Source organism: Methylobacterium sp. WL8, assembly GCF_008040045.1.
In the GTDB taxonomy this organism is placed as follows: domain Bacteria; phylum Pseudomonadota; class Alphaproteobacteria; order Rhizobiales; family Beijerinckiaceae; genus Methylobacterium; species Methylobacterium cerastii.
In genome coordinates this window covers 1-19,817 of the sequence record NZ_VRVF01000004.1, presented here as the reverse complement: position 1 = coordinate 19,817, position 19,817 = coordinate 1, and the positions used below count along the sequence as shown (strand labels likewise).

Annotated in this window: 20 protein-coding genes and 1 tRNA gene; 8 read left to right on the top strand and 13 right to left on the bottom strand. The window is 71.2% G+C overall.

Annotation, left to right across the window (positions count from 1 at the left end):
- Window positions 1–100: 100 nt before the first annotated feature.
- Window positions 101–760, bottom strand: coding sequence for a TlpA disulfide reductase family protein (locus FV234_RS02425; RefSeq protein WP_147828036.1), 660 nt, complete (start codon window positions 758–760; stop codon window positions 101–103).
- A 107-nt stretch (window positions 761–867) separates the two neighbouring features.
- On the opposite strand from FV234_RS02425, the gene argH reads away from it, so the two are divergent.
- The 3 genes from argH to FV234_RS02410 all read left to right on the top strand — a co-directional run bounded on the left by argH (window position 868) and on the right by FV234_RS02410 (window position 3,492).
- The gene (argH, locus tag FV234_RS02420) at window positions 868–2,259 is read left to right on the top strand and encodes an argininosuccinate lyase (protein WP_147762457.1); all 1,392 of its coding nucleotides are present in this window, start codon (window positions 868–870) and stop codon (window positions 2,257–2,259) included.
- 95 nt (window positions 2,260–2,354) lie between these two features.
- Window positions 2,355–2,639: a hypothetical protein gene (locus FV234_RS02415; protein WP_147752434.1), complete on the top strand. Its 285-nt coding sequence runs from the start codon at window positions 2,355–2,357 to the stop codon at window positions 2,637–2,639.
- Between the two features lie 157 nt (window positions 2,640–2,796).
- Window positions 2,797–3,492, top strand: a complete 696-nt coding sequence (locus tag FV234_RS02410; protein WP_147752433.1) for an invasion associated locus b family protein — start codon at window positions 2,797–2,799, stop codon at window positions 3,490–3,492.
- A 317-nt stretch (window positions 3,493–3,809) separates the two neighbouring features.
- Here FV234_RS02410 and FV234_RS02400 read toward each other — a convergent pair whose 3' ends face one another.
- On the bottom strand, window positions 3,810–4,136 hold the full coding sequence (locus FV234_RS02400) for a hypothetical protein (RefSeq protein ID WP_238271128.1): 327 nt from the start codon (window positions 4,134–4,136) through the stop codon (window positions 3,810–3,812).
- Window positions 4,137–4,515: 379 nt separating this feature from the next.
- A complete protein-coding gene (locus FV234_RS02395; protein WP_238271130.1) occupies window positions 4,516–5,235 on the bottom strand; it encodes an HAD family hydrolase in 720 nt (239 codons plus the stop codon).
- Between the two features lie 133 nt (window positions 5,236–5,368).
- Here FV234_RS02395 and FV234_RS02390 point away from each other — a divergent pair, with 133 nt between their 5' ends.
- Both FV234_RS02390 and msrA read left to right on the top strand, forming a co-directional pair.
- Entirely contained in the window at window positions 5,369–5,689 is a 321-nt protein-coding gene (locus FV234_RS02390; RefSeq protein WP_147752432.1) for a PetM family of cytochrome b6f complex subunit 7, read from the top strand.
- A 76-nt stretch (window positions 5,690–5,765) separates the two neighbouring features.
- Window positions 5,766–6,422 carry a peptide-methionine (S)-S-oxide reductase MsrA gene (gene msrA, locus FV234_RS02385; protein WP_147762493.1) on the top strand — a complete coding sequence of 219 codons (657 nt, stop codon included), beginning with the start codon at window positions 5,766–5,768 and terminating at the stop codon, window positions 6,420–6,422.
- 316 nt (window positions 6,423–6,738) lie between these two features.
- Here msrA and FV234_RS02380 read toward each other — a convergent pair whose 3' ends face one another.
- The 10 genes from FV234_RS02380 to FV234_RS02335 all read right to left on the bottom strand — a co-directional run bounded on the left by FV234_RS02380 (window position 6,739) and on the right by FV234_RS02335 (window position 17,973).
- The gene (locus FV234_RS02380; protein ID WP_147762455.1) at window positions 6,739–7,899 is read right to left on the bottom strand and encodes an acetyl-CoA C-acyltransferase; all 1,161 of its coding nucleotides are present in this window, start codon (window positions 7,897–7,899) and stop codon (window positions 6,739–6,741) included.
- A gap of 437 nt (window positions 7,900–8,336) precedes the next feature.
- Entirely contained in the window at window positions 8,337–8,612 is a 276-nt protein-coding gene (locus tag FV234_RS02375; protein ID WP_147762454.1) for a hypothetical protein, read from the bottom strand.
- Window positions 8,613–8,752: 140 nt separating this feature from the next.
- Window positions 8,753–9,028, bottom strand: coding sequence for a hypothetical protein (locus FV234_RS02370; protein ID WP_147827979.1), 276 nt, complete (start codon window positions 9,026–9,028; stop codon window positions 8,753–8,755).
- A gap of 85 nt (window positions 9,029–9,113) precedes the next feature.
- The gene (gene recJ, locus FV234_RS02365; protein WP_147827978.1) at window positions 9,114–10,949 is read right to left on the bottom strand and encodes a single-stranded-DNA-specific exonuclease RecJ; all 1,836 of its coding nucleotides are present in this window, start codon (window positions 10,947–10,949) and stop codon (window positions 9,114–9,116) included.
- A gap of 47 nt (window positions 10,950–10,996) precedes the next feature.
- Window positions 10,997–12,625 (bottom strand): GAF domain-containing protein, encoded by a 1,629-nt coding sequence (locus FV234_RS02360; RefSeq protein WP_147827977.1) that lies wholly within the window; start codon window positions 12,623–12,625, stop codon window positions 10,997–10,999.
- A gap of 176 nt (window positions 12,626–12,801) precedes the next feature.
- The gene (locus FV234_RS02355) at window positions 12,802–14,202 is read right to left on the bottom strand and encodes an NAD(P)(+) transhydrogenase (Re/Si-specific) subunit beta (RefSeq protein ID WP_147827976.1); all 1,401 of its coding nucleotides are present in this window, start codon (window positions 14,200–14,202) and stop codon (window positions 12,802–12,804) included.
- A gap of 3 nt (window positions 14,203–14,205) precedes the next feature.
- On the bottom strand, window positions 14,206–14,655 hold the full coding sequence (locus tag FV234_RS02350) for an NAD(P) transhydrogenase subunit alpha (protein WP_147726547.1): 450 nt from the start codon (window positions 14,653–14,655) through the stop codon (window positions 14,206–14,208).
- Window positions 14,656–14,677: 22 nt separating this feature from the next.
- Complete coding sequence (locus FV234_RS02345; protein ID WP_147762449.1) at window positions 14,678–15,931, bottom strand: Re/Si-specific NAD(P)(+) transhydrogenase subunit alpha; 1,254 nt, start codon at window positions 15,929–15,931, stop codon at window positions 14,678–14,680.
- Window positions 15,932–16,088: 157 nt separating this feature from the next.
- Complete coding sequence (locus tag FV234_RS02340) at window positions 16,089–16,382, bottom strand: aa3-type cytochrome c oxidase subunit IV (protein ID WP_147752424.1); 294 nt, start codon at window positions 16,380–16,382, stop codon at window positions 16,089–16,091.
- Between the two features lie 217 nt (window positions 16,383–16,599).
- Entirely contained in the window at window positions 16,600–17,973 is a 1,374-nt protein-coding gene (locus FV234_RS02335; RefSeq protein ID WP_147762448.1) for an AarF/UbiB family protein, read from the bottom strand.
- A gap of 357 nt (window positions 17,974–18,330) precedes the next feature.
- Here FV234_RS02335 and FV234_RS02330 point away from each other — a divergent pair.
- From FV234_RS02330 to FV234_RS02320, 3 genes are all read left to right on the top strand, one after another.
- Window positions 18,331–18,405: transfer RNA gene (locus tag FV234_RS02330), tRNA-Thr, on the top strand.
- Window positions 18,406–18,496: 91 nt separating this feature from the next.
- Window positions 18,497–19,072: a DUF6538 domain-containing protein gene (locus tag FV234_RS02325; protein WP_210250840.1), complete on the top strand. Its 576-nt coding sequence runs from the start codon at window positions 18,497–18,499 to the stop codon at window positions 19,070–19,072.
- A 17-nt stretch (window positions 19,073–19,089) separates the two neighbouring features.
- Entirely contained in the window at window positions 19,090–19,704 is a 615-nt protein-coding gene (locus tag FV234_RS02320) for a site-specific integrase (protein ID WP_147827974.1), read from the top strand.
- Window positions 19,705–19,817: the final 113 nt, after the last annotated feature.

Below are 19,817 nucleotides of genomic sequence, written 5' to 3'. Positions count from 1 at the left end.
ACGTGGTCACCGGTTCCTCGACCGGTTCGGGACGTGACGCCAGGTTCCGGACATGCCGCCGTGTGCAGAACATGCCGCCGGGTTCAGGGCGTGGACCGGTTCATGACGTGCGGCCGAGCGCGGCGCGGATCAGCGCCAGCCCGTCCGGGCTCGACCATTCGGCCGGCCCCTTCATCAATCCGATCGTGCAGCCGGCGGGGTCGACGAGCAGCGTCGTCGGCAGGCCGGGCGAGCCGGTGTCGCGCTGCACCGCCGGCAGGACGCGCCCGCCCGGGTCGGCATAGTAGGCCAGGCGCGCGATGCCGTTGTCCCGCATCCAGACCGGCGGCTTGTCGAGGTTGCGCGTATCGAGGTTGATCGCGACGACGGCGAAGTCCTTGCCCCCGAGGGCGGCCTCGAGCCGGTCGAGGGCCGGCATCTCGGCCTTGCACGGCGCGCACCACGTCGCCCACAGGTTCACGAGGACGAGACGGCCGCGGAAGTCCGAAAGCCGCACGTCCGCCTGGGCTCCTTCGCCCCCCACCTCCTTGCCCGGGCCCTTGAACGCGATGTCCGGCGCCTGTCGCGCCTTCTCGGGCGCCTGCATCGCCGCCACGTCGCCGCGGGCGGCGGCGTCGACCCGCGCCACGGCGGCGGCCGAGGCGGCGCAGGGCGCCGGGGCGTTGCCCGGCCCCGCACCGGTCCCGTATAGGGCGAGGCCGGCAGCCAACGCGGTGACGAGGCCGGCGCCGACCGCGGCGCCCATCAATCGTCCAGGCATCATCGTTGCGTCCCTAAGAGCATTTCGAGCGCGGTGGATGCCGGCTCGCGTCAAGGAAATGCCACCACACGAAACGCTCTTGCGCGAGCGGAAGGATCGGGAAGACCATGAGCAACCGGATGTGGGGCGGACGCTTCGCGAGCGGCCCCGCCGAGATCATGGAGGAGATCAACGCCTCCATCGGATTCGACAAGCGCCTCGCGCCCCAGGACATCCGCGGCTCGCTGGCGCACGTCGCGATGCTGGGCGCCCAAGGCATCCTGCCGGCCGACGATGTGGCGGCCATTCAAGACGGACTCAAGGCGGTCCAGTCCGAGATCGAGGCCGGCACCTTCGTGTTCCGGCGTGAGCTCGAGGACATCCACATGTCGGTGGAGAGCCGGCTCACCGAGATCGTCGGCCCGTCGGCCGGGCGCCTGCACACCGCGCGCTCGCGCAACGACCAGGTCGCCACCGATATGAAGCTGTGGGTGCGCGACACCCTCGACAACCTCGACGCGCAGGCCGCCGGGCTGCAGCAGGCGCTGGCCGAGAAGGCGTTGGCGCATGCCGGCACCGTGATGCCGGGATTCACCCACCTGCAATCGGCCCAGCCGGTCACCTTCGGGCACCATTGCCTCGCCTACGTCGAGATGCTGGCGCGCGACCGCGGCCGCTTCCGCGACGCGCGCGCCCGGCTCAACGAGTGCCCGCTGGGGGCCGCCGCCCTCGCCGGCACCTCGTTCCCGATCGACCGGCACGCCACGGCCGCGGCGCTGGGCTTCGACCGCCCGACGGCGAACTCGCTCGACTCCGTCGCCGACCGCGACTTCGCCCTGGAATCGCTCTCGGCCGCCTCGATCTGCGCGATCCACCTGTCGCGCTTCGCCGAGGAGCTGGTGGTGTGGACCTCGGCGCAGTTCGACTTCGTCAGGCTGTCGGACGGCTATACCACCGGCTCCTCGATCATGCCGCAGAAGCGCAACCCCGACGCGGCGGAGCTGGTGCGGGCCAAGAGCGGGCGCATCGTCGGCGCCCTGATGGGCTTGCTCACCGTGATGAAGGGCCTGCCGCTGGCCTATTCGAAGGACATGCAGGAGGACAAGGAAGGCACCTTCGACGCGCTGCAGGCGCTGTCGCTGTGCCTTGCCGCGATGACCGGCATGGTCCGCGACCTCGAGCCGAACGCGGGCGTGCTCGCCCGCGCCGCCGGCTCCGGCTACAGCACCGCGACGGACCTCGCCGACTGGCTGGTGCGGGAGCTCGGCCTGCCGTTCCGGCAGGCGCACCACGTCACCGGCCGCCTCGTCGGCGTCGCCTCGGGCAAGGGCGTCGGGCTGGAGGCGCTGTCGCTGCCCGAGATGCAGGAGGCCGAGCCGCGGATCACGCAAGCCGTCTACGCGGTGCTGGGCGTCGAGAACTCGGTGGCGAGCCGGGTCAGCTTCGGCGGCACCGCGCCGGCCAACGTCCGCGCGCAGGCCGAGGGCTGGCTCGCACGGCTCGCGGAGCCGGTTGCCTGAAAATGGTGCAGAGCAACCGAAAGCCGGGTTCGTGCGTTCACGGTCCAGCTAGGTAAGCTCTGCTACACCGGCGCGAGCGCATCGGAGACCGCAGCATGCCCGTCGAGAGTTGGACGAAGCCGGAGGAGACTCCGGCGCTCGCCGCCACCGCCACCGCGATGATCGATGCGGCGCTCGTCGGCTCCGGCCTGTCGCGCGACGCCTACTGGGCCGCCGTGCGCAAGGGCTACAACACGCCCTACAACGATCCGCAGCCCAAACCCGCGCCTGCCCCGACTGCGCCGCCCCCCCCGGTGCGGATCGACCTCGACGAGGTTCCGGCTCTGCCGGTGGCGGCGATGGCGGCCCAGAACGCCGCCACCGAGATCCACGCCGGCTGACGGCGGCAGGTCGCCGGCATGCAGGTCGCCGGCATGCAGGTCGCCGCCATCTTGCCCAACCGTCGCCCAAGCTTCATGACTTCCTGAGGCCGGTGCCGGCTTCGCACCGGCCGAGGCTTCGGCGTGCGGGCCGCGCCGACACGCTGACCGGGACGTGATGATGCGATTTGCCCTTTGCCTGCTTCCGTTCGGCGCCCTCGCGCTGGCGGCCCTCCTGCCTGCCGGCGGTGGCCGGACCCTCGGGATCGCCTCCGCCTCCGCGCAGGAGGCCGAAGCCCCCGAGGCAGCCACGCCGAGCCGCCGCCGTCGAGGCGGCCGCGATCGGACGGCCAAGGCGACGCCGGGCAAGGCTGCGCCGACGCCGCCCGGCATGCAGCAGGCGACGCCGGTGGCGATCTTCGGCGATTGGAACGTGTTCGCCAGCGGCCAGGGAAGGACCCGCCTGTGCTATGCGATCGCGCAGCCGCAGACCCGCTCGCCCGCCACTCTCAAGCGCGACACCGCCTACCTCTTCGTCACCGTGCGCAAGGGCGAGAACGTCCAGAACGAGATCGCGGTGATGCTGGGCTTTCCCTCCAAGCCCGCCGCGGCGCAGGCCAAGCCCGGTGCGGCAGCCGCCCCCACCGACCCGGCGATCACCCTGGGCAGCGCCCGCTACGGGCTCGTGGTCAAGGACGGCAACGCCTGGCTGCAGAACCCTTCCGAGGAAACCCGCGTCGTCACCGAGATGAGCGGCCGGGTGCCCAAGCTCCTGGTCAAGACCGTCTCGATGCGCGGCAAGCCGACCAGCGACGAGTACGCGCTGGCCGGCTTCGGCGAGGCGATGAAGCGCACGCGCGAGGAGTGCAAGTAGGAGCGGGACCCGGCTTGCCGGCGCCCGTGCCGTCATGCCTGCCTGATCCCGGTGCGTCGGGTGCGGCCCCCCTCTCCCCGCGGGCGGGGAGAGGCCTGCAGGCACCTCGTCGTGCCTGCAGGAAGCGGAGGCGAAGCCGAAGCGGCGGTGAGGGGGAGTCGACGAAGGAGGCTCGTCTGTCGATTCCCCCTCACCGCCGGCTGCCGCATCGCTTCGCCGACGAAGACGTCGGAAGATCTCTCTCCCCGCGTGCGGGGTGAGGGGTGCGCGGCAACCTCAAGGATCGCGTGTCTTCGGGGGTGAAAAAACCCGGTCCCTTAGACGGCGGCCAGCCTCCCGCCGCCCTGCCCTAACCCCGCCGCCGTCCGCGTGGTGCGGGCCCGGAAGCGCTCGCGGGCGGCGCGGGCTGCCTGCTCGGTGCTGCGGAAGACCGTGCCGTCGAGGTCGTCGAAGGCACGGGCCGAGGAGAAGAAGCGCACGCCGCCGGGCTCAGGTACGGCGATGCCGGCGGCGATCTCGCCGACTTCGATGATCCGGGTCGGCGGCGGCTCCGCGTGCAGGCGGTTGCGGGCGCGTTGGGCCAAATGGTCGGCGAAAAGATCGTGCGGCGGCGCGGCCTGCGCGGCCGGATGAAGCTGAGGCATGGAATTCTCCCGGGGCCGTTCGTGGGCCGGCGTTGCAGGGCGGTCGGATCGTCCGTCGGCGCGTGCGTCAGCCGCGACAGCGACGGCGGGGCATCGCACCCTGCAGGGGGAGAGCGGACTTCGAAGCGTATCGGATCACGAAAAAGCCCTCCTGACGATGAAGGACCGCCGGACGGCGTTGTCCGGCAGTGCTTTAGCGTTTGATGACGCGGCGCAAGCGAGGCTCTTCAAATCACCGCGGCCGGCGATGCTTGGCATCGCCCTGCCTGACTAAGATGGACATTGCAGGCCTCCGCGTCAAAGGAAGCCGTTTCCGTTTTTCCGAAGGTTTCGGGCAAAAAACGCGCGTCGCCGCCCGCACCGGCAGCCCGATCCTGCCTCAGGCCTGCGCGGAGGTCGCAGCAAGGGTCTCGGCCGGAAGCGCGGCCAGGAGCGCGGAGAGGTCGCGGTGGTCGCGGTAGACCCGGGCGGCGCCGGCCGCCAGCAGGTCGGCGCCGTCGCGGTCGTGGCCCCAATGGCCGCCGCCGGCGAAGCCCAGCACCCGCATCCCGGCGGCCCGCGCTGCGGTGACGCCGGGCACGCTGTCCTCGATGACCAGGCAGGCGTCGGGGGAGAACCCCATCCGCGCGGCGGCGTGCAGGAACAGGTCGGGGAACGGCTTTCCGCGGGCGACCTCGACAGCCGAGTAGATCCGCCCCTCGAACAGCGGCAGCAGGCCGGTGAGGCCGAGCGAGTGGCGCAGCCGCACGGGATCGCTGCTCGAGGCGACGCAGGTCGGCAGCGACAGGGCCGCGACGGCGTCGGCGATCCCGGCCATGGCCTGTAGCTCCGCGTCGAAGATCGCCAGGGTCTCGGCCTTCACCGCCGCGACGAAGCCCTCGGGAGCCGTCACGCCGTAGTCGCGTTCGACGTGGCCCATGATCGAGGTCATGGAGGTGCCGGCGAAGCGCGCCCGCACGGTCTCGACGTCGATGGCGACGCCGATGCGGTTGAGCCCGGCGGTGAGGCAGGCGAGGCTCAGGGGCTCGCTGTCGACCAGAACGCCGTCGCAATCGAAGATCACGAGGGCCGGCGCCGGGGCCTGTAGGCTTATGCTCACGGAAGGTCGGTTCCTGTCGCCGGGATCGCCCCTGTGGCACGGCGGGCGCGGGCGCGGCAACCGCTTGCGCGGCGCGGGCGGGGCTCGTAACCCCCTCAGGACCGGCCGACAAGCGTGCTCCCGAGACCCCGCGATGTTCCGTTTTCTCCTGCGCTTCCTCGGCTTCGTGCTGCTGGCCGGCGGCTTCGTCGCCCTGGTCTACGACGGGGCGCGCTCGGTCGCGAACAACGGCCTGCGGATCACACCGCTGAGCGAGCTGCTGTTCACCCTGTTCAAGGACAAGGCGAACGCGCTTCAGGGTGCGGTCGAGGGCGTCGCCCCGTGGCTGTGGAACCTCGCGGTGCTGCCGCTGACGCTGGCGCCGGCCTCGCTGCTCGGTCTCGGCCTCGGCGCGGTGCTGCTCTGGCTCGGCCAGCCGGCGCGCGAACCGATCGGGTTCCTCACGCGCTCCTGACGGCGTCCGCTTCATGAACCGGGCAGGCGACCCCATATACGGGCATCATCCGACCCTGCCCGAAGGACGCCCGATGCTGCACCTGTTCCGCAAGAAGGCCGAGATGCCGAGCCCGGCCGACGCCCTGCCCGGCCGCCCCGATCCGCTGCCGACCGCCGAGACCCACTTCGTCAGCGGCAACCCGCTGAAGGGCCCGTATCCGCCGGGCATCGAGACGATCGGCCTCGGCTTCGGCTGCTTCTGGGGCGCCGAGCGCAAGTTCTGGCAGCTGCCCGAGGGCGTGTTCGTCACGGCGGTAGGCTACCAAGGCGGCTTCACCCCGAACCCGACCTACGAGGAGGTGTGCTCCGGCCGCACCGGGCACAACGAGGTCGTGCTGGTGGCCTTCGACCCGATGGTGCTGCCGCTGGACGCCGTGCTCAAGACCTTCTTCGAGAGCCACGACCCGACGCAGGGCTACCGCCAGGGCAACGACGTCGGCACGCAGTACCGTTCCGGCATCTACCTCACCGATCCCGCGCAGGAGGCGACGGCCAAGGCCGTCCGCTCGGCCTACGCCGCGGCGCTGAAGGCCCGGGGCTTCCCGGACATCACCACCGAGATCGTCTCCGGCCAGACCTTCTACTTCGCGGAAGGCTATCACCAGCAGTACCTCGCCAAGAACCCGGCGGGCTATTGCGGCCTGGGCGGAACCGGCGTGGCCTGCCCGATCGGGACCGGCGTGGCGGCCTGAAGGCTTGGAACGTCAGCCTGCGATCCGTTCGCCGGGTTCCGCACCCGTCCGCATCGACGCCTGGCTCTGATCGAGACCACGCATCCCCTCGCCCCGCCTGCGGGGAGAGGGCTTTGACGACCTCGTCGTCGGCAAAGCGAGGCGGCAGCCGAGGGTGAGGGGGCCGACCCGGAAGAGGCTCGTCCGGCTCCGCCCCCCTCACCGCCGCTGCGGCTTCGCCTCCGCTTCCCGCACGGACGACGAGGTCCGTGCGGGCCTCTCCCCGCTCGCGGGGAGAGGGGAAATGCGTTCCACCCGTCGAACGTCCGTGCAACCCTCAGGACATCCGCTCCAACGCGATCGCCGTCGCTTCGCCGCCGCCGATGCAGAGCGCGGCGATCCCCCGCCGTCCGCCGGTGCGGGCGAGCGCGGCGAGCAGCGTGACGACGATGCGGGCGCCCGAGGCGCCGATCGGGTGGCCGAGCGCGCAGGCGCCGCCGTGGACGTTGACGCGGTCGGGCGCCAGGTCGAGGTCGCGCATCGCGGCCATCGCCACCACGGCGAAGGCCTCGTTGATCTCGTAGAGGTCGACCTCGCCGGCCTGCCAGCCGACCTTGTCCAGGAGCTTGCGGATGGCGCCGATCGGCGCGGTCGAGAACCAGGCCGGGGCGGCCGCGTGGCTCGCGTGGCCGCGCACGATCCCGAGGGGCGCGACGCCGCCGCGCTCCGCCTGCGACCGGCGCATCAGCACCAGGGCCGCCGCGCCGTCGGAGATCGACGAGGCGTTGGCCGCCGTCACCGTGCCGTCGGGGCGGAAGGCGGGCTTCAGGGTCGGGATCTTCTCGGGCCGGGCCTTGCGCGGGCCCTCGTCGCTCGTGACCTCGCCGACGGCGACGATCTCGTCGGCGAAGGCCCCGTCGGCCGTCGCGCGCTTGGCGCGGGCCAGCGACTCGAGGGCGTAGGCGTCCTGCGCCTCCCGGGTGAACTGGTAGTGCTGCGCAGTGTCCTCGGCGAAGGTGCCCATCAGCCGGCCGCGGTCGTAGGCGTCCTCCAGCCCGTCGAGGAACATGTGGTCGATCATGCGCCCGTGGCCGAGGCGCTGGCCGGCCCGCGCCTTGTCGAGGAGGTAGGGCGCGTTCGACATCGACTCCATGCCGCCCGCGACCACGGTCTCGGCCGAGCCCGCCGCGATCATGTCGTGGCCGAGCATCAGCGCCTTCATGCCCGACCCGCAGACCTTGTTCAGGGTGGCGCAGGGTGTCGCGTCGGACAGGCCCGCGCCGAGCGCCGCCTGCCGCGCCGGCGCCTGGCCAAGGCCGGCCGGCAGGACGCAGCCCATCACCACCTCGGATACGCCGTCGCCGGAGAGCCCGGCTCGCGCCACCGCCGCGCGGATCGCCGCCGCGCCGAGCTCCGGAGCCGCGACGCGGGCGAGCTCACCCTGGAACGCCCCCATCGGCGTGCGCGCCGCCCCGGCGATCACGATCGGATCGGACATCCTCGGCTCCCGTGGCATCGTTTGGACAGGGGGACATTCCAATCCGGCGCCTAAGAGATGTCCAGCCTGGATGTGCCGCCCCGGGGTGTTCGGACGAAGCACCGACCTTACTCTGGCGCGGACCACCGTATTCACGCAGCACGCGAGAGGCGAGTCGACACCAGTGACGATCGGCTCGCCGCCGTCCTCCCGGTGCTGCCAGTGGGGTCGAAGAGAAATTCGCCACCTGCGATGCCCTCCCCCCTCTGCAAGGGAGGGAGATCGCGCGTCACACCCGGTCGCGCGCCGCGTGGAAACGGCGCCCCACCGACATCGGCGTCAGAGGGACATCAGGACGTTGACGGAGCCGACGGCGGTGAGGACGAGGCCGCAGACGAAGGCGCCGATCATCGCGTAGCTGAACAGCTTCATGGACGTGATTCCGTTCCGCTTCGCGCTCAGCAGCGGGGTCCGCCGCTGGTCTGGCCGTACTGCATCACCGGGCGGGTCTGCTGGTTGGCGTTGCCCTCGCTCGCCGAGCTCGGGGCGCACCAGGCGCTGCGCGGCGCCGGCACGGCGTCGAACCCGAGCGAACCGGTGGTCAGGTCGTCGTAGGGCGAGGGCGGGGCGACGCGGGCGGCGGGCGCCTCAGAGCGGAACGCCATCGCGGACGAGGCGGGCACAGCAACGCCGAGGATCAGAACAGCAACTACGGCAACGGAACGGGTCTTCATGTGGATATAAGGCTCCTTCTTACAAGACTGTCCGCCGGTTCGGCGTCGATTCGTCTTGCATGAACCTTATATAGCTTGCCCATTCCTCTGGCGGCGTGACGCACCGCACGCGGCAGGGCGGATTAAAACGCTCAGGTGCCTCACGGCTTGAAGTAGGGCCGCGCGACGATCGCGGTCGGGTCTACCGGGCGCACGCGCTGGGCGTGGACCACGCGGTGGGCGGTCCGCACGGGGCGCGGGGCCGAGACCGGGCGGCGGGCGCGCGACTCGTCGAGGTAGTCCGCGCCGCCGACGCCGAAGGCGCCGCCCTGCACCACGCCGACCGAGGGCGGGCGGCCGAGGAAGAACTCCTCGGCCCCGCCGGCGCAGGCCGGCGCCGCGGCGAGGAGGAGGGTGGCGGAGAGGAGGAGGCGCATGCGGAGAGCTTACGGCGCGGCGCCTCCACGCCGCGTTAACGATGTAGCGAGAGCGCCGGGGCCGAGGCCGGCTCCGCGGCGAGGCTCAAGTCGCGGGGCTGAGATCGCAGATGCGGACCTGCGCCCGCTCGGCCCCGCGCCAGCGGTCGCAGGCCAGCGTGCCGGCGACGTGGAACTCGGAGCCGATTCCCGCGAGGATCGCCTGTCCGAGCGGGCCTTGCGCGCTCCGGAAGCTGATCGCGCCGACCGCCTGTCCGTCGCGGCTGCGCAGGCGCGCGCGGACATGGCCGTGGCCGACGAGGCCGGCGTCGACGATGCGATGGCGCGGCAGGGCGAAGACCGGCTCCGGCGCGCCCTGCCCGAACGGGCCGGCGCGCTGGATCAGGCGGACGGTCTCGGCGGTGGCGCCGCCGGCGCTGACCGTGCCGTCGAGGAGCAAAGCCTCGACCGCCCGCGCCTCGGCCACGGCCTCCGCCAGGTCCGCGGCGAGGAAGGCGGCGAAGCGCGTCAGGTCGGGGCCGGCCAGCGTCACGCCCGCGGCCATGGCGTGGCCGCCGCCCTTCGTCGCCAGGCCGGCTTCGACGGCGGCGCGGACCGCGTGGCCGAGGTCGGCGCCGGCGATCGAGCGGCCCGAGCCGGTGGCCGACCCGTCCGGCCGGAGGGCGAAGGCGAAGGCCGGTCGGCCGAAGCGCTCCTTGAGGCGCGCCGCGATCAGCCCGACGATGCCCGGATGCCACTCCGCGCTGCCTGCGACCAGCACCGGGCGATCGGGGTCGAGGGCGAGGGCGTGGTCCATCTCCGCTTCGGCTTCCGCCACCGCCTGAGCCTCGATCGCCTGGCGCTCGCGGTTCAGGCGGTCGAGCTCCACCGCGATGCGGGCGGCTTCGGCCGGGTCGTCGGTGGTGAGCAGGCGCGCGCCCAGGCCCGCATCGCCGATGCGCCCGCCGGCGTTGATGCGAGGGCCGAGCAGGTAGCCGAGGTGCCACGCCTCCGGCGGCCCGTCGAGGGCGGCGGCATCGAGGAGCGCGGCGAGCCCATGGCGGCCGCGGGCGCGCATCACGGTCAGCCCCTGGACCACGAAGGCGCGGTTGAGGCTCGTCAGCGGCACCACGTCGGCGACGGTGGCCAAAGCCACGAGGTCGAGGGCATCGGTGAGCGGCGGCTCGGGATGGGACCCGAAATACCCCTCCGCCCGAAGCGTGCGGGCGAGGGCCACCAGGGTGAGGAACACGACGCCCGCGGCGCAGAGGTGGCCGAGACCGGAAAGGTCGTCGAGGCGGTTCGGGTTCACCAGGGCGCAGACCGGCGGCAGCAGCTCGGGGGCACCGTGATGGTCGAGGACGATCACGTCGAGGCCGAGCCGGGCCGCTTCCGCCAGAGGACCATGCCCGCTGGTGCCGCAATCGACGCAGACGAGGAGCGTCGCCCCCTCGCCGGCGAGCGCGGCGATCGCGGCCGCGTTCGGCCCGTAGCCCTCGGTGATCCGGTCGGGGATGTGGATGCGGGTCGGCACGCCGAGCCGGCGCAGGTATCCCGCCAGCAGGGCCGCGCTTGCGGCGCCGTCGACGTCGTAGTCGCCGAACACCGCGACGCTCTCGCCCCGGCGCACCGCCCGCGCGAGGCGCTCGGTCGCCGGCCCCATGTCGACGAGGCAGGCGGGGTCCGGCATCAGGTCGCGCAGGCGCGGGCGCAGGTAGGCCTCCGACCCGTCCGGCCGGACGCCGCGCCCGGCGAGCACGCGGGCGAGCAGCTCCGGCAAGCCGTGGGCCTGGACCATGGTCGCGGCGTAGGCCTGCGCCGCCGGGTCGGCGCAGCGTTCCCGCCATGGCCGCCCGAGGACGGACCGGGTGACGCCGAGGAAGGCGCGGGGCGCCTCGGGCTGGGCCGAGAGGTGAGGAAGGGCTGACACGGGGGCCACCATAGACCGCAACGGCGGCCAAATCCCGGCCCGCATGTGGGTCGCGGTCGCTACTCGTCGGCTTCCATCCCGGAGAGCGGCATGTCCAACTCGCAGAGCACGCCGTCCGGCGGGTAGGTCAGCCGGACCTCGCCGCCGATCGCCCCGGCCAAGCCCCGCTCGATCAGGCGGCTGCCGAACCCGAGCCGCGTCGGCGTCGCGACCGGCGGCCCGCCGCTCTCGGCCCAGCGCAGCCGGACCATAGGCTCGCGGCCGGCGGCATCGATCGACCAATCCACCACGATGAAGCCCGCGGGCGTCGACAGCGCGCCGTACTTGGCGGCGTTCGTCGCGAGCTCGTGGATCATCAGCGACAGCGACAGCGCGGCCTTGGAGCCGACCTGAACGTGCGGGCCGAACAGCCGCAGGCGGCCCGCCTGCGCGTCGTCGTGAATCGTCAGCGCGCCTTGGACGACCTTTTCGAGGCTCGCGCTCTCGCGGGTGCCGTCGAGCAGGATGTCGTGCGCCTTGCCCAGCGCGATCAGCCGGTTGGCGAGGGCGTCGCGGGCCGCCTCCAGGTCGGTGGCGTTGCGCATGGTCTGCATGGCGATGGCCTGCACCATCGCCAGGGTGTTCTTCATCCGGTGGCTCAGCTCGCGATTGAGCACCGCCTGCTGCTCCTCGGCCCGCAGGCGGCCGATCCCGACCTGGACCCGGTCCGCGACGTTGCGGGCGAAGGCGACCTCCTCCGGCAGCCAGTCGCGCGGCGCGGCGGCGTGGACGAAGAACAGCCCGACCGTCCGTCCGCGCTCGCGCACCGGCACGTCGAGCATGGCGCCGATGGCCTGCGCCATGAACGGCGCTGCGAACGGCGCGGTCCGCGGGTCCTCTGCGACCGCGCCGACGACGAGGGCGTCGCCGCGCTCGATCGAGGCGCCGAGGCGGCCGAAATCGGCGAAGCGGTGCGTGCCGGCGAGACTTTCCACCCCCGCCGCGGTCCAGTCCTGGAGGATCGTGACGTGCACCCCGCTCGCGTCGATCTCGCCGTAGCCGGCCCGGCTGGCATCGAGCGTCCGGCCGACGATCTCGGCGGCCTTGGCGGTCATGGCGGCGACGCAGGTGACGTCGCGCAGGTGGTCGCCGAGCTCGATCAAGGCCGCCCGGCGGATCGAGGCGGCGCGGGTCAGGCGCTCCTCGACCTGCAGGCGGACCAGCTGGCGCCGCTCGCGCATCAGGATCATGATCTGCCGGGCCAGCCGCCGAAGCGCGTCAGCCTGATCCTCGTTCAGGCCCCCGGGCCGGGGCACGGTGTCGATGACGCAGAGGCTGCCCAGCGCCCGGCCGCTCGACGTGCGCAGGGGCGCGCCGGCATAGAACCGGATCCCCGGCGGGCCGGTGACGAGCGGGTTCTCGCGGGTGCGCGGGTCCTGCGTCAGGTCGGGGATGACGAGCAGGTCCGGCTCGCCCAGCGCGTGCCGGCAGATGGAGGCGTTGAGTTCGGTCTCGCAGAACAGGAAGCCGGCGCGGGCCTTGAACCATTGCCGGTCGGCGGCGACGAGGCTCACCAGGGCGACGGGGGCGGCGCAGAGCGCGCGCGCGATCTGGACCGCGTCGTCGAAGGCCTCCTCCGGGGCCGTGTCGAGGATGGCGAGCGCCTCCAACTCGGCGAGGCGCTCGGGATCGGAGGTCTCGGGCGACATGCCAGCCCCGGGTTGGAGAACCGTCGCACCGGATCGGCGGTCGGCGTTGCGGTTGTAGGACCCCGCTCGACACAAGTCATCGTCGGGGCGCACCCCGAGCCCGAGCGCCCGGAACGCAGAAGGGCGGGCATCGCTGCCCGCCCCGTCCGCCGCATCCCGGATCGAAGGACGTCCGGTCAGAGGTTCTTGAGGATCTGGTCGACGACCTTCTTGGCGTCGCCGAACAGCATCATCGTGTTGTCGCGGAAGAACACCTCGTTCTCGACGCCGGCGTAGCCCGAGCCCATGCCGCGCTTGATGAACAGCACGGTCTTGGCCCGCTCCACGTCGAGGATCGGCATGCCGTAGATCGGCGAGGCCTTGTCGGTCTTGGCGGCCGGGTTGGTGACGTCGTTGGCGCCGATCACGAAGGCCACGTCGGCCTGCGGGAACTCGCCGTTGATGTCCTCCAGCTCGAACACCTCGTCGTAGGGCACGTTGGCTTCGGCGAGCAGCACGTTCATGTGGCCGGGCATGCGGCCGGCGACGGGGTGGATGGCGTACTTCACGTCGACGCCCTCCTTCTTGAGCAGGTCGGCCATCTCGCGCAGCGAATGCTGCGCCTGCGCCACCGCCATGCCGTAGCCCGGCACGATGATGACCCGCTCGGCGTTCTTCATGATGTAGGCCGCGTCGTCCGCCGAGCCCTGCTTGACCGGCCGGGTCTCGACCTCGCCGCCGCCGGCACCCGCCGCGGCGTCGCCGCCGAAGCCGCCGAGGATGACCGAGATGAACGAGCGGTTCATCGCGTGGCACATGATGTAGGACAGGATCGCGCCCGACGAGCCGACCAGCGCGCCGGTGATGATCAGCGCGAGGTTGCCCAGCGTGAAGCCGATGCCGGCGGCGGCCCAGCCCGAGTAGGAGTTCAGCATCGAGACGACGACGGGCATGTCCGCGCCGCCGATCGGGATGATGAGCAGGCCGCCGAGGGCGAAGGACAGCAGCACGATCAGCCAGAAGACGACCTTGCTCTCGCCGCCGATGAACACCGCGATCAGCACGACCAGCGCCACCGCGAGGCCGATGTTGATGAGGTGCCGGCTCGGCAGCATGATCGGCTTGCCGGACATCCGGCCGTCGAGCTTGGCGAAGGCGATGACCGAACCGGTGAAGGTGATCGCGCCGATCGCCGCGCCGAGCGCCATCTCGAACAGCGACTCCTTGTGGATGTGGCCGTTCTCGAGGATGCCCACGGCCTGCGGCGCGTAGAGCGTCGCGGCCGCACCCGCCACGGCGGCGAGGCCGACGAGCGAGTGGAAGGCGGCGATGAGCTGCGGCATCGCCGTCATCGGCACGCGCTTGGCGATGACCGCACCCGCGCCGCCGCCGATGGCGAGCCCGAGGAAGACGAGGAGCCAGGCGCCCGCGCCGGCCGGCGGATGGCCGACCAGGGTGGTGAGTACGGCCAGCGCCATGCCGACCATGCCGTAGAGGTTGCCCTGCCGCGACGTTGTCGGGTGCGAAAGCCCCCGCAGCGCCATGATGAACAAGACGCCCGAGACGATGTAGAGAAGGGCGGAGACGTTCTGGGACATGTCTCAGGCCTTCTTCTTGTACATGGCGAGCATGCGCTGGGTGACCAGGAAGCCGCCGAAGATGTTCACGCTGGCCAGCACGATGCCGATGAACCCGAAGGCGCGGGCCCAGCCGGTGCCCTTCTCGATCAGCGGCACGCCGGCGGCGAGGATCGCGCCGACGATGATGACGGACGAGATCGCGTTGGTGACCGACATCAGCGGGGTGTGCAGCGCCGGGGTCACCGACCACACCACGTAGTAGCCGACGAAGATCGCGAGCACGAAGATCGCGAGCTGGAACACGGTGGCGTCGACGGCGCCGTGGGTCACGGCGCTGAGGCCGTGGCCGACGCCGTCGGCGATCGCCTGCGCCTGGTCGGCGGCGTTGCGCGCGGCGGCCGCGGCCGAGCGCGCGGTGTCGGCGAGGACGCGGGTCTGGTCGACCGCCTGATCGGGGGGGATGTTGGCCATCGTTATGCTCCTCGCGACCGGCCTACGCCGCGCCCGTTGGCTGAGTGCTGGGTGACGCCGACACCCCGGTCTTCGACAGCCCGACCGAGGCCGGCTCGGATTGCGGCGAGTCCTTCGGGCGGTCGGCGACCGCCGCGTCGGCCTTCGGCTGGAAGGACGGGTGCACCACGGAGCCGTCGTGGGTCAGGTTGGTGGCCTTGACGAGCTCGTCGTCCCACTTGATCGCCAGCGCCTTCGACTCCTTGTCGACCAGGGTCTCGACGAAGGCGTAGAGGTTGCGCGCATAGAGCGCCGAGGCGCTGGCCGCGAGCCGGCCGGCGACGTTGAGGTGGCCGACGATCTTCACGCCGCGGTCGTTGACGACGACCTCGCCGGGCTTGGCGCCCTCGACGTTGCCGCCGCGCTCCACCGCGAGGTCCACGAGCACCGAGCCGGGCTTCATCGAGGCGACCATCGCCGCCGAGACCAGCTTGGGCGCGGGGCGGCCGGGGATCAGCGCCGTGGTGATGACGATGTCCTGCTTGGCGATGTGGGTCGCGACGAGGTCGGCCTGCTTCTTCTGGTACTCGGCCGACATCTCCTTGGCGTAGCCGCCCTTGGTCTCGGCCTGCTTGAACTCGTCGTCCTCGACGGCGACGAACTTCGCGCCGAGCGACTCGACCTGCTCCTTGGTCGCCGGGCGCACGTCGGTGGCGGTGACGACCGCGCCCATGCGGCGGGCGGTGGCGATGGCCTGCAGGCCGGCGACGCCGACGCCCATCACGAACACGCGGGCGGCAGGCACGGTGCCGGCCGCCGTCATCATCATCGGCATGGCGCGGCCGTACTCGGAGGCGCCGTCGACCACGGCGCGGTAGCCGGCGAGGTTGGCTTGGCTCGAGAGCACGTCCATCACCTGCGCGCGGGTGATGCGCGGCATCAGCTCCATGGCGAAGCCGTCGACGCCCGCCTCGGCCATCGCCTGCAGCTCGGCCTCGTGGCCGTAGGGGTCCATGATCGCGACGACCACGGCGCCCCGCTTGAGGAGCTTGAGCTCGTCGGCGCCGGGGCGGCGGACCTTGAGGATCAGGTCGGCGTCGCGGGCGGCCTGTTCGGCCGAGCCTGCGACCGAGGCCCCGACCGCCTCGTACTCGGAATCCGGCATGCCGGCCCTCAGCCCGGCGCCCGACTGGACGGTCACGTCGGCGCCGAGCGCCAGGAACTTCTTGACCGTCTCGGGCACCGCCGCGACCCGCGGTTCCGCGGAATCGGTCTCCGACAGGACAGCGATGCGCATTCAGGACTTCCCTCGATTGACCGCTCCCGAATGCGCGATATGGAACGGCTTTTCGAGGCGAGTTGGTAAGACGAACTGACGGAAGCGTGACGATTGTAAGCGGCGGCCCCGAATTCCGGAGCGCGGACCGCCCCGATCCTTTCCGAGACGTCAGGCCTCAGGCGAAGGCGAGATAGAGGGCCATGAGCACGGCGACCACGCAAGGCGCACGCCAGCCGATGTTCGGCGCGAAGGCGCCGAGGGCGCCTGCCGCGCTCGAGAGGACGACGCCGAGGATCGCGGTGAGCCAGGCCTCGCGGATGCCGCCGACCGCCAGGGCGAGCACCCAGCAGATCACCACGCCGCTGGCGATCTCGACGAAGCGGACGAATCCCCGATAGGTCTGCTCGTGCGTCTTCGCGTCCATCGCGGGGCTGTAGGCCCCACCGGAAACGCCCTTCGTATCGGCCATCGTGCGCTCGTCCTCGACGCTACCACTTCTCGGTGGGAGCGGGTTTAGCCCAAGCTTATTGCTGCCGCAATCGGCCGCAACCGGCGGGATCGGGCATCGCACGGCTTTGCTTGGCCCTCAATTCACTTGCGCACAAAAGATCGTCCGGACACGCGATCGTGAGCCGGCGAGGGACGCGTTATCTCGCGATCCGCCGAGGCCCCCGATTCGCGAACCCTCAGGCCGGCAGAGGCAGCCCGACCGCGCCGAGCGCCTCCGCCTGCCGCTCGGCGAGAGCGTCGAGGCTGAAGCGCTCGATCTCCGCCTCGAACAGGCGGTGATAGTTGAGCTCGGACTTGAGGTGCAGGAACACGGCTCCGAGGCCGACCGCGGCCCGGTCCATGAACACGAATTCCTGCGGCACGGTCACCGGCCCCTTCGCCTTCAGGGCCTGGTGCACCTCGAAGGCCTGGCGCCTTCCGTACTCGCCGGGCTTCACCCCGTCGGCGACGGTGCGGGTGCGATCCTCGAGCAGCGGCCCGTAGATGAAGCGCGCCCAGATGTTGAGGATCTCGATCTTCTCCTTGTCGAGGTCCTTGAAGCCCCAGACCTCGTAGGCGTGGACGGTCCGCGCCATGTCCTGGGTGAGCAGGCCGCGGTAGAGGTCGACCACGCCGCCGACGAAGCGCGGATGGAAGATCCGCACGCAGCCGTAGTCGAGCAGGTTGATGCCCTGCGGCTCCCGCTCTGCCCCTTCGCCCTCGGAGAACACCGTGTAGTTGCCCAGGTGCGGGTCGCCGTGGATCACCGCGGCGCGGCTGAACGGGTGCCACCACGCCTTGAACATCGCCTGCGCGATGCGGTTTCGGATCTCGACGGGGGATTCCGTGAAGTTGAGGATGCGCTCGCCGTCGAGCCAGCCCAGCGTCAGCAGGCGCTTGGTCGACAGATCCGCGTGGATCGCCGGCACGCGCACCGCCGCGATGTCCTTGAGGACGGTGCCGTAGAGGGCGCCGTGCTTGGCCTCGCGGGCGTAGTCCAGCTCCTCGCGGACGCGGGCACCGATCTCCTTGGCGATCTCGCGGGTGTCGAGCCAGGAGTTCATCCGCCGGTGCAGGGCGAAGGCGACCTCGAGCTGCTTCAGGTCGGCCTCCACCGCCGACTGCATGTCCGGGTACTGGAGCTTGCAGGCGAGCGCCGTGCCGTCGAGCGCCGTGGCGCGGTGGACCTGGCCGAGGGAGGCGGCGGCGGCGGGCTTCAGGTCGAAGCTCTCGAACCGCGCCTGCCAGCCGACCCCGAGCTCGGCCTGCATCCGGCGCTTGACGAAGGCCGCGCCCATCGGCGGCGCGTCGGCCTGGAGCTTCTGCAGCTCCGCCGCGTATTCGGGCGGGAGCAGGTCGGGCACGGTGGCGAGCAGCTGCGCCACCTTCATGATCGGGCCTTTCAGGCCGCCGAGCGCCTGCGCCAAAGCCGCCGCGTTGGTGGTGCCCTCCTTGCCGAACAAGCGGGCGCCGGCCATCCGCGCGGCGACCCCGCCGACGTTGGCGCCGACGCGGGCGTAGCGGCTGGCGCGGGCGGAGAAGCGGTTGGCTTCCGGATCGGTCTCTGACATCGGCTGGGTTCGCACCTCTCCCCGACCGCGAAGCCCGATCCGACCCGCGTGGGCCGGGCGCTCCGGGTCTCGTTTCGACGCGCTCGCCCGCGGCGGACCGGATGCCGGGCCCTCGGGGAGCGCCGACGGGACCGCCTCGCCCGAACGCATCGCAGATCGCGACGCCCGGGCGCGTGCGCACCGTCAGCTGTTGAGATAAGCCCTTCGCCGCCTGCCGCCAGGGCGCTGGGTCCCTGGGTCGCGGCGACGAGCGCGCCCGCGTCCCGCGCCTTGACGAACCCCGCGCAACCATCGTCTAAGACGCGTCGATCAGCACCGCGGCGCAGCTTCGTCCCGCCGCGGCATCGAAACGGGTCCGCCGGTGTAGCACAGCGGTAGTGCAGCGGTTTTGTAAACCGAAGGTCGGGAGTTCGATCCTCTCCACCGGCACCAGCCTTTCGCCTTTCCGCGCAAGAGGTTATGGTTCGACAAGGACTTAGCGACTGCTGACTCTCACACAGCGGTCTCACACATGGCCCTTCGCATGGCCCGTCCCTGGAAGGATCCGAAGACCGGGACCTATCACCTGCGGCAGCGCCCTCCGCGGGATCTGATTGCTCGCGTGAAGGGGACGCGGGTCATGCTTCCCATCGGTGCCCGACCGGTCCTCGTGACGGTCGGTGCCGTGGTTCAGACCTCGCTGCGGACCCAGACCATCGCGGAAGCCAAGGCACGGCACAGCGAAGCCGATGCGGCGCTCAAACGCTATTGGGACGCTGTCCGGGTCGGACAAAGGCCCCTTACGCACAAGGAGGCTGTCGCCCTGGCCGGCGAATTCTATCGTGCAGCCACGCAATGCATCGAGAACGACCGAAGCCGCTATCTTCCCAACGTCATTGAGGAAGCGAAACGCCTCGGCTCGGAACTGGCGGCTCAGGATGCCGATTTCGAGACGCAACGCGTTCAACTCATCGCTGACCTCGAGGTGAGTGGCACGGCGGCCGCATGGGCAGGCTTCGATGATCCGGCCGAGATATCCCATCGGCGCGCTCGAAGCTGCCTTCGGTGCGCAGGCGGACGTCTTCCTCCAACGGAAGGCCGTCGTCACCGACGCGGATAGCCGCCGACTGCTGATGCGTGAACTCAGTCGGGCGACGCGGCTCGCCGCAAAATGCGGCTAACGATTACAGCGCTGACGCCACCAGCGCCCGTTTTCCGGCGTGGCCCGATGCGACATCGACACCTGCTCCAGGTCCAACCATCACGGCGTGGCAGATCTTCGAAGCCTGGGAAGCCGGACCAAAGCAAGAAGTTCAGCCAGCCACGATCAAGCGTTATCGATGCGTGTTTGGCTTTCTCGCGGCCTTCTTCAAGGATCGCGACGTCAACACGCTTACGGACGACGACATCCATCAGTGGGCGACCCACCGTCGAAATCACGAAGGGGTTTCCGCGCGATCGATCAACCGCAATGATCTGGCAGCCGTCAGAGCAATCTTTGGTTGGGCCACGACCCGCGACGGAAGCCGCCGCATGCGGACAAATCCTGTCGTCGGCCTCCGGCTTCCGGAGGAGAAAATCCGGCGCAAGCGTCCGAAACATTTTCTGGAACACAAGGCAATCAAGATCCTGCAGGCCGCCTTGACCGTGGAAGCGGATGTCAAGTTTCCGCATCTGAGTGCTGCCAAGCGATGGTGCCCCTGGCTGGCGGCCTATTCCGGAGCCCGGATCAGCGAAGGGTCGTGTCCCTAGGCGTGGTGTAGCTTGGTGAGGGCCACCACGATCACCGGCTTGGGCCGGGACGATCAGGCTGCGAGGGTGGGCAGGCTGACGAGGGGATCATCGCCGATCGGGGCGATGCTTTC

Excerpts from the sequence above, each read along its gene's own strand:
- FV234_RS02425 (WP_147828036.1), bottom strand. The coding sequence starts at position 760 with ATGCCTGGACGATTGATGGGCGCCGCGGTCGGCGCCGGCCTCGTCACC.
- argH (WP_147762457.1), top strand. The coding sequence starts at position 868 with ATGAGCAACCGGATGTGGGGCGGACGCTTCGCGAGCGGCCCCGCCGAG.
- FV234_RS02415 (WP_147752434.1), top strand. The coding sequence starts at position 2,355 with ATGCCCGTCGAGAGTTGGACGAAGCCGGAGGAGACTCCGGCGCTCGCC.
- FV234_RS02410 (WP_147752433.1), top strand. The coding sequence starts at position 2,797 with ATGATGCGATTTGCCCTTTGCCTGCTTCCGTTCGGCGCCCTCGCGCTG.
- FV234_RS02400 (WP_238271128.1), bottom strand. The coding sequence starts at position 4,136 with ATGCCTCAGCTTCATCCGGCCGCGCAGGCCGCGCCGCCGCACGATCTT.
- FV234_RS02390 (WP_147752432.1), top strand. The coding sequence starts at position 5,369 with ATGTTCCGTTTTCTCCTGCGCTTCCTCGGCTTCGTGCTGCTGGCCGGC.
- FV234_RS02380 (WP_147762455.1), bottom strand. The coding sequence starts at position 7,899 with ATGTCCGATCCGATCGTGATCGCCGGGGCGGCGCGCACGCCGATGGGG.
- FV234_RS02375 (WP_147762454.1), bottom strand. The coding sequence starts at position 8,612 with ATGAAGACCCGTTCCGTTGCCGTAGTTGCTGTTCTGATCCTCGGCGTT.
- FV234_RS02370 (WP_147827979.1), bottom strand. The coding sequence starts at position 9,028 with ATGCGCCTCCTCCTCTCCGCCACCCTCCTCCTCGCCGCGGCGCCGGCC.
- recJ (WP_147827978.1), bottom strand. The coding sequence starts at position 10,949 with ATGGTGGCCCCCGTGTCAGCCCTTCCTCACCTCTCGGCCCAGCCCGAG.
- FV234_RS02360 (WP_147827977.1), bottom strand. The coding sequence starts at position 12,625 with ATGTCGCCCGAGACCTCCGATCCCGAGCGCCTCGCCGAGTTGGAGGCG.
- FV234_RS02355 (WP_147827976.1), bottom strand. The coding sequence starts at position 14,202 with ATGTCCCAGAACGTCTCCGCCCTTCTCTACATCGTCTCGGGCGTCTTG.
- FV234_RS02350 (WP_147726547.1), bottom strand. The coding sequence starts at position 14,655 with ATGGCCAACATCCCCCCCGATCAGGCGGTCGACCAGACCCGCGTCCTC.
- FV234_RS02345 (WP_147762449.1), bottom strand. The coding sequence starts at position 15,931 with ATGCGCATCGCTGTCCTGTCGGAGACCGATTCCGCGGAACCGCGGGTC.
- FV234_RS02340 (WP_147752424.1), bottom strand. The coding sequence starts at position 16,382 with ATGGCCGATACGAAGGGCGTTTCCGGTGGGGCCTACAGCCCCGCGATG.
- FV234_RS02335 (WP_147762448.1), bottom strand. The coding sequence starts at position 17,973 with ATGTCAGAGACCGATCCGGAAGCCAACCGCTTCTCCGCCCGCGCCAGC.
- FV234_RS02325 (WP_210250840.1), top strand. The coding sequence starts at position 18,497 with ATGGCCCGTCCCTGGAAGGATCCGAAGACCGGGACCTATCACCTGCGG.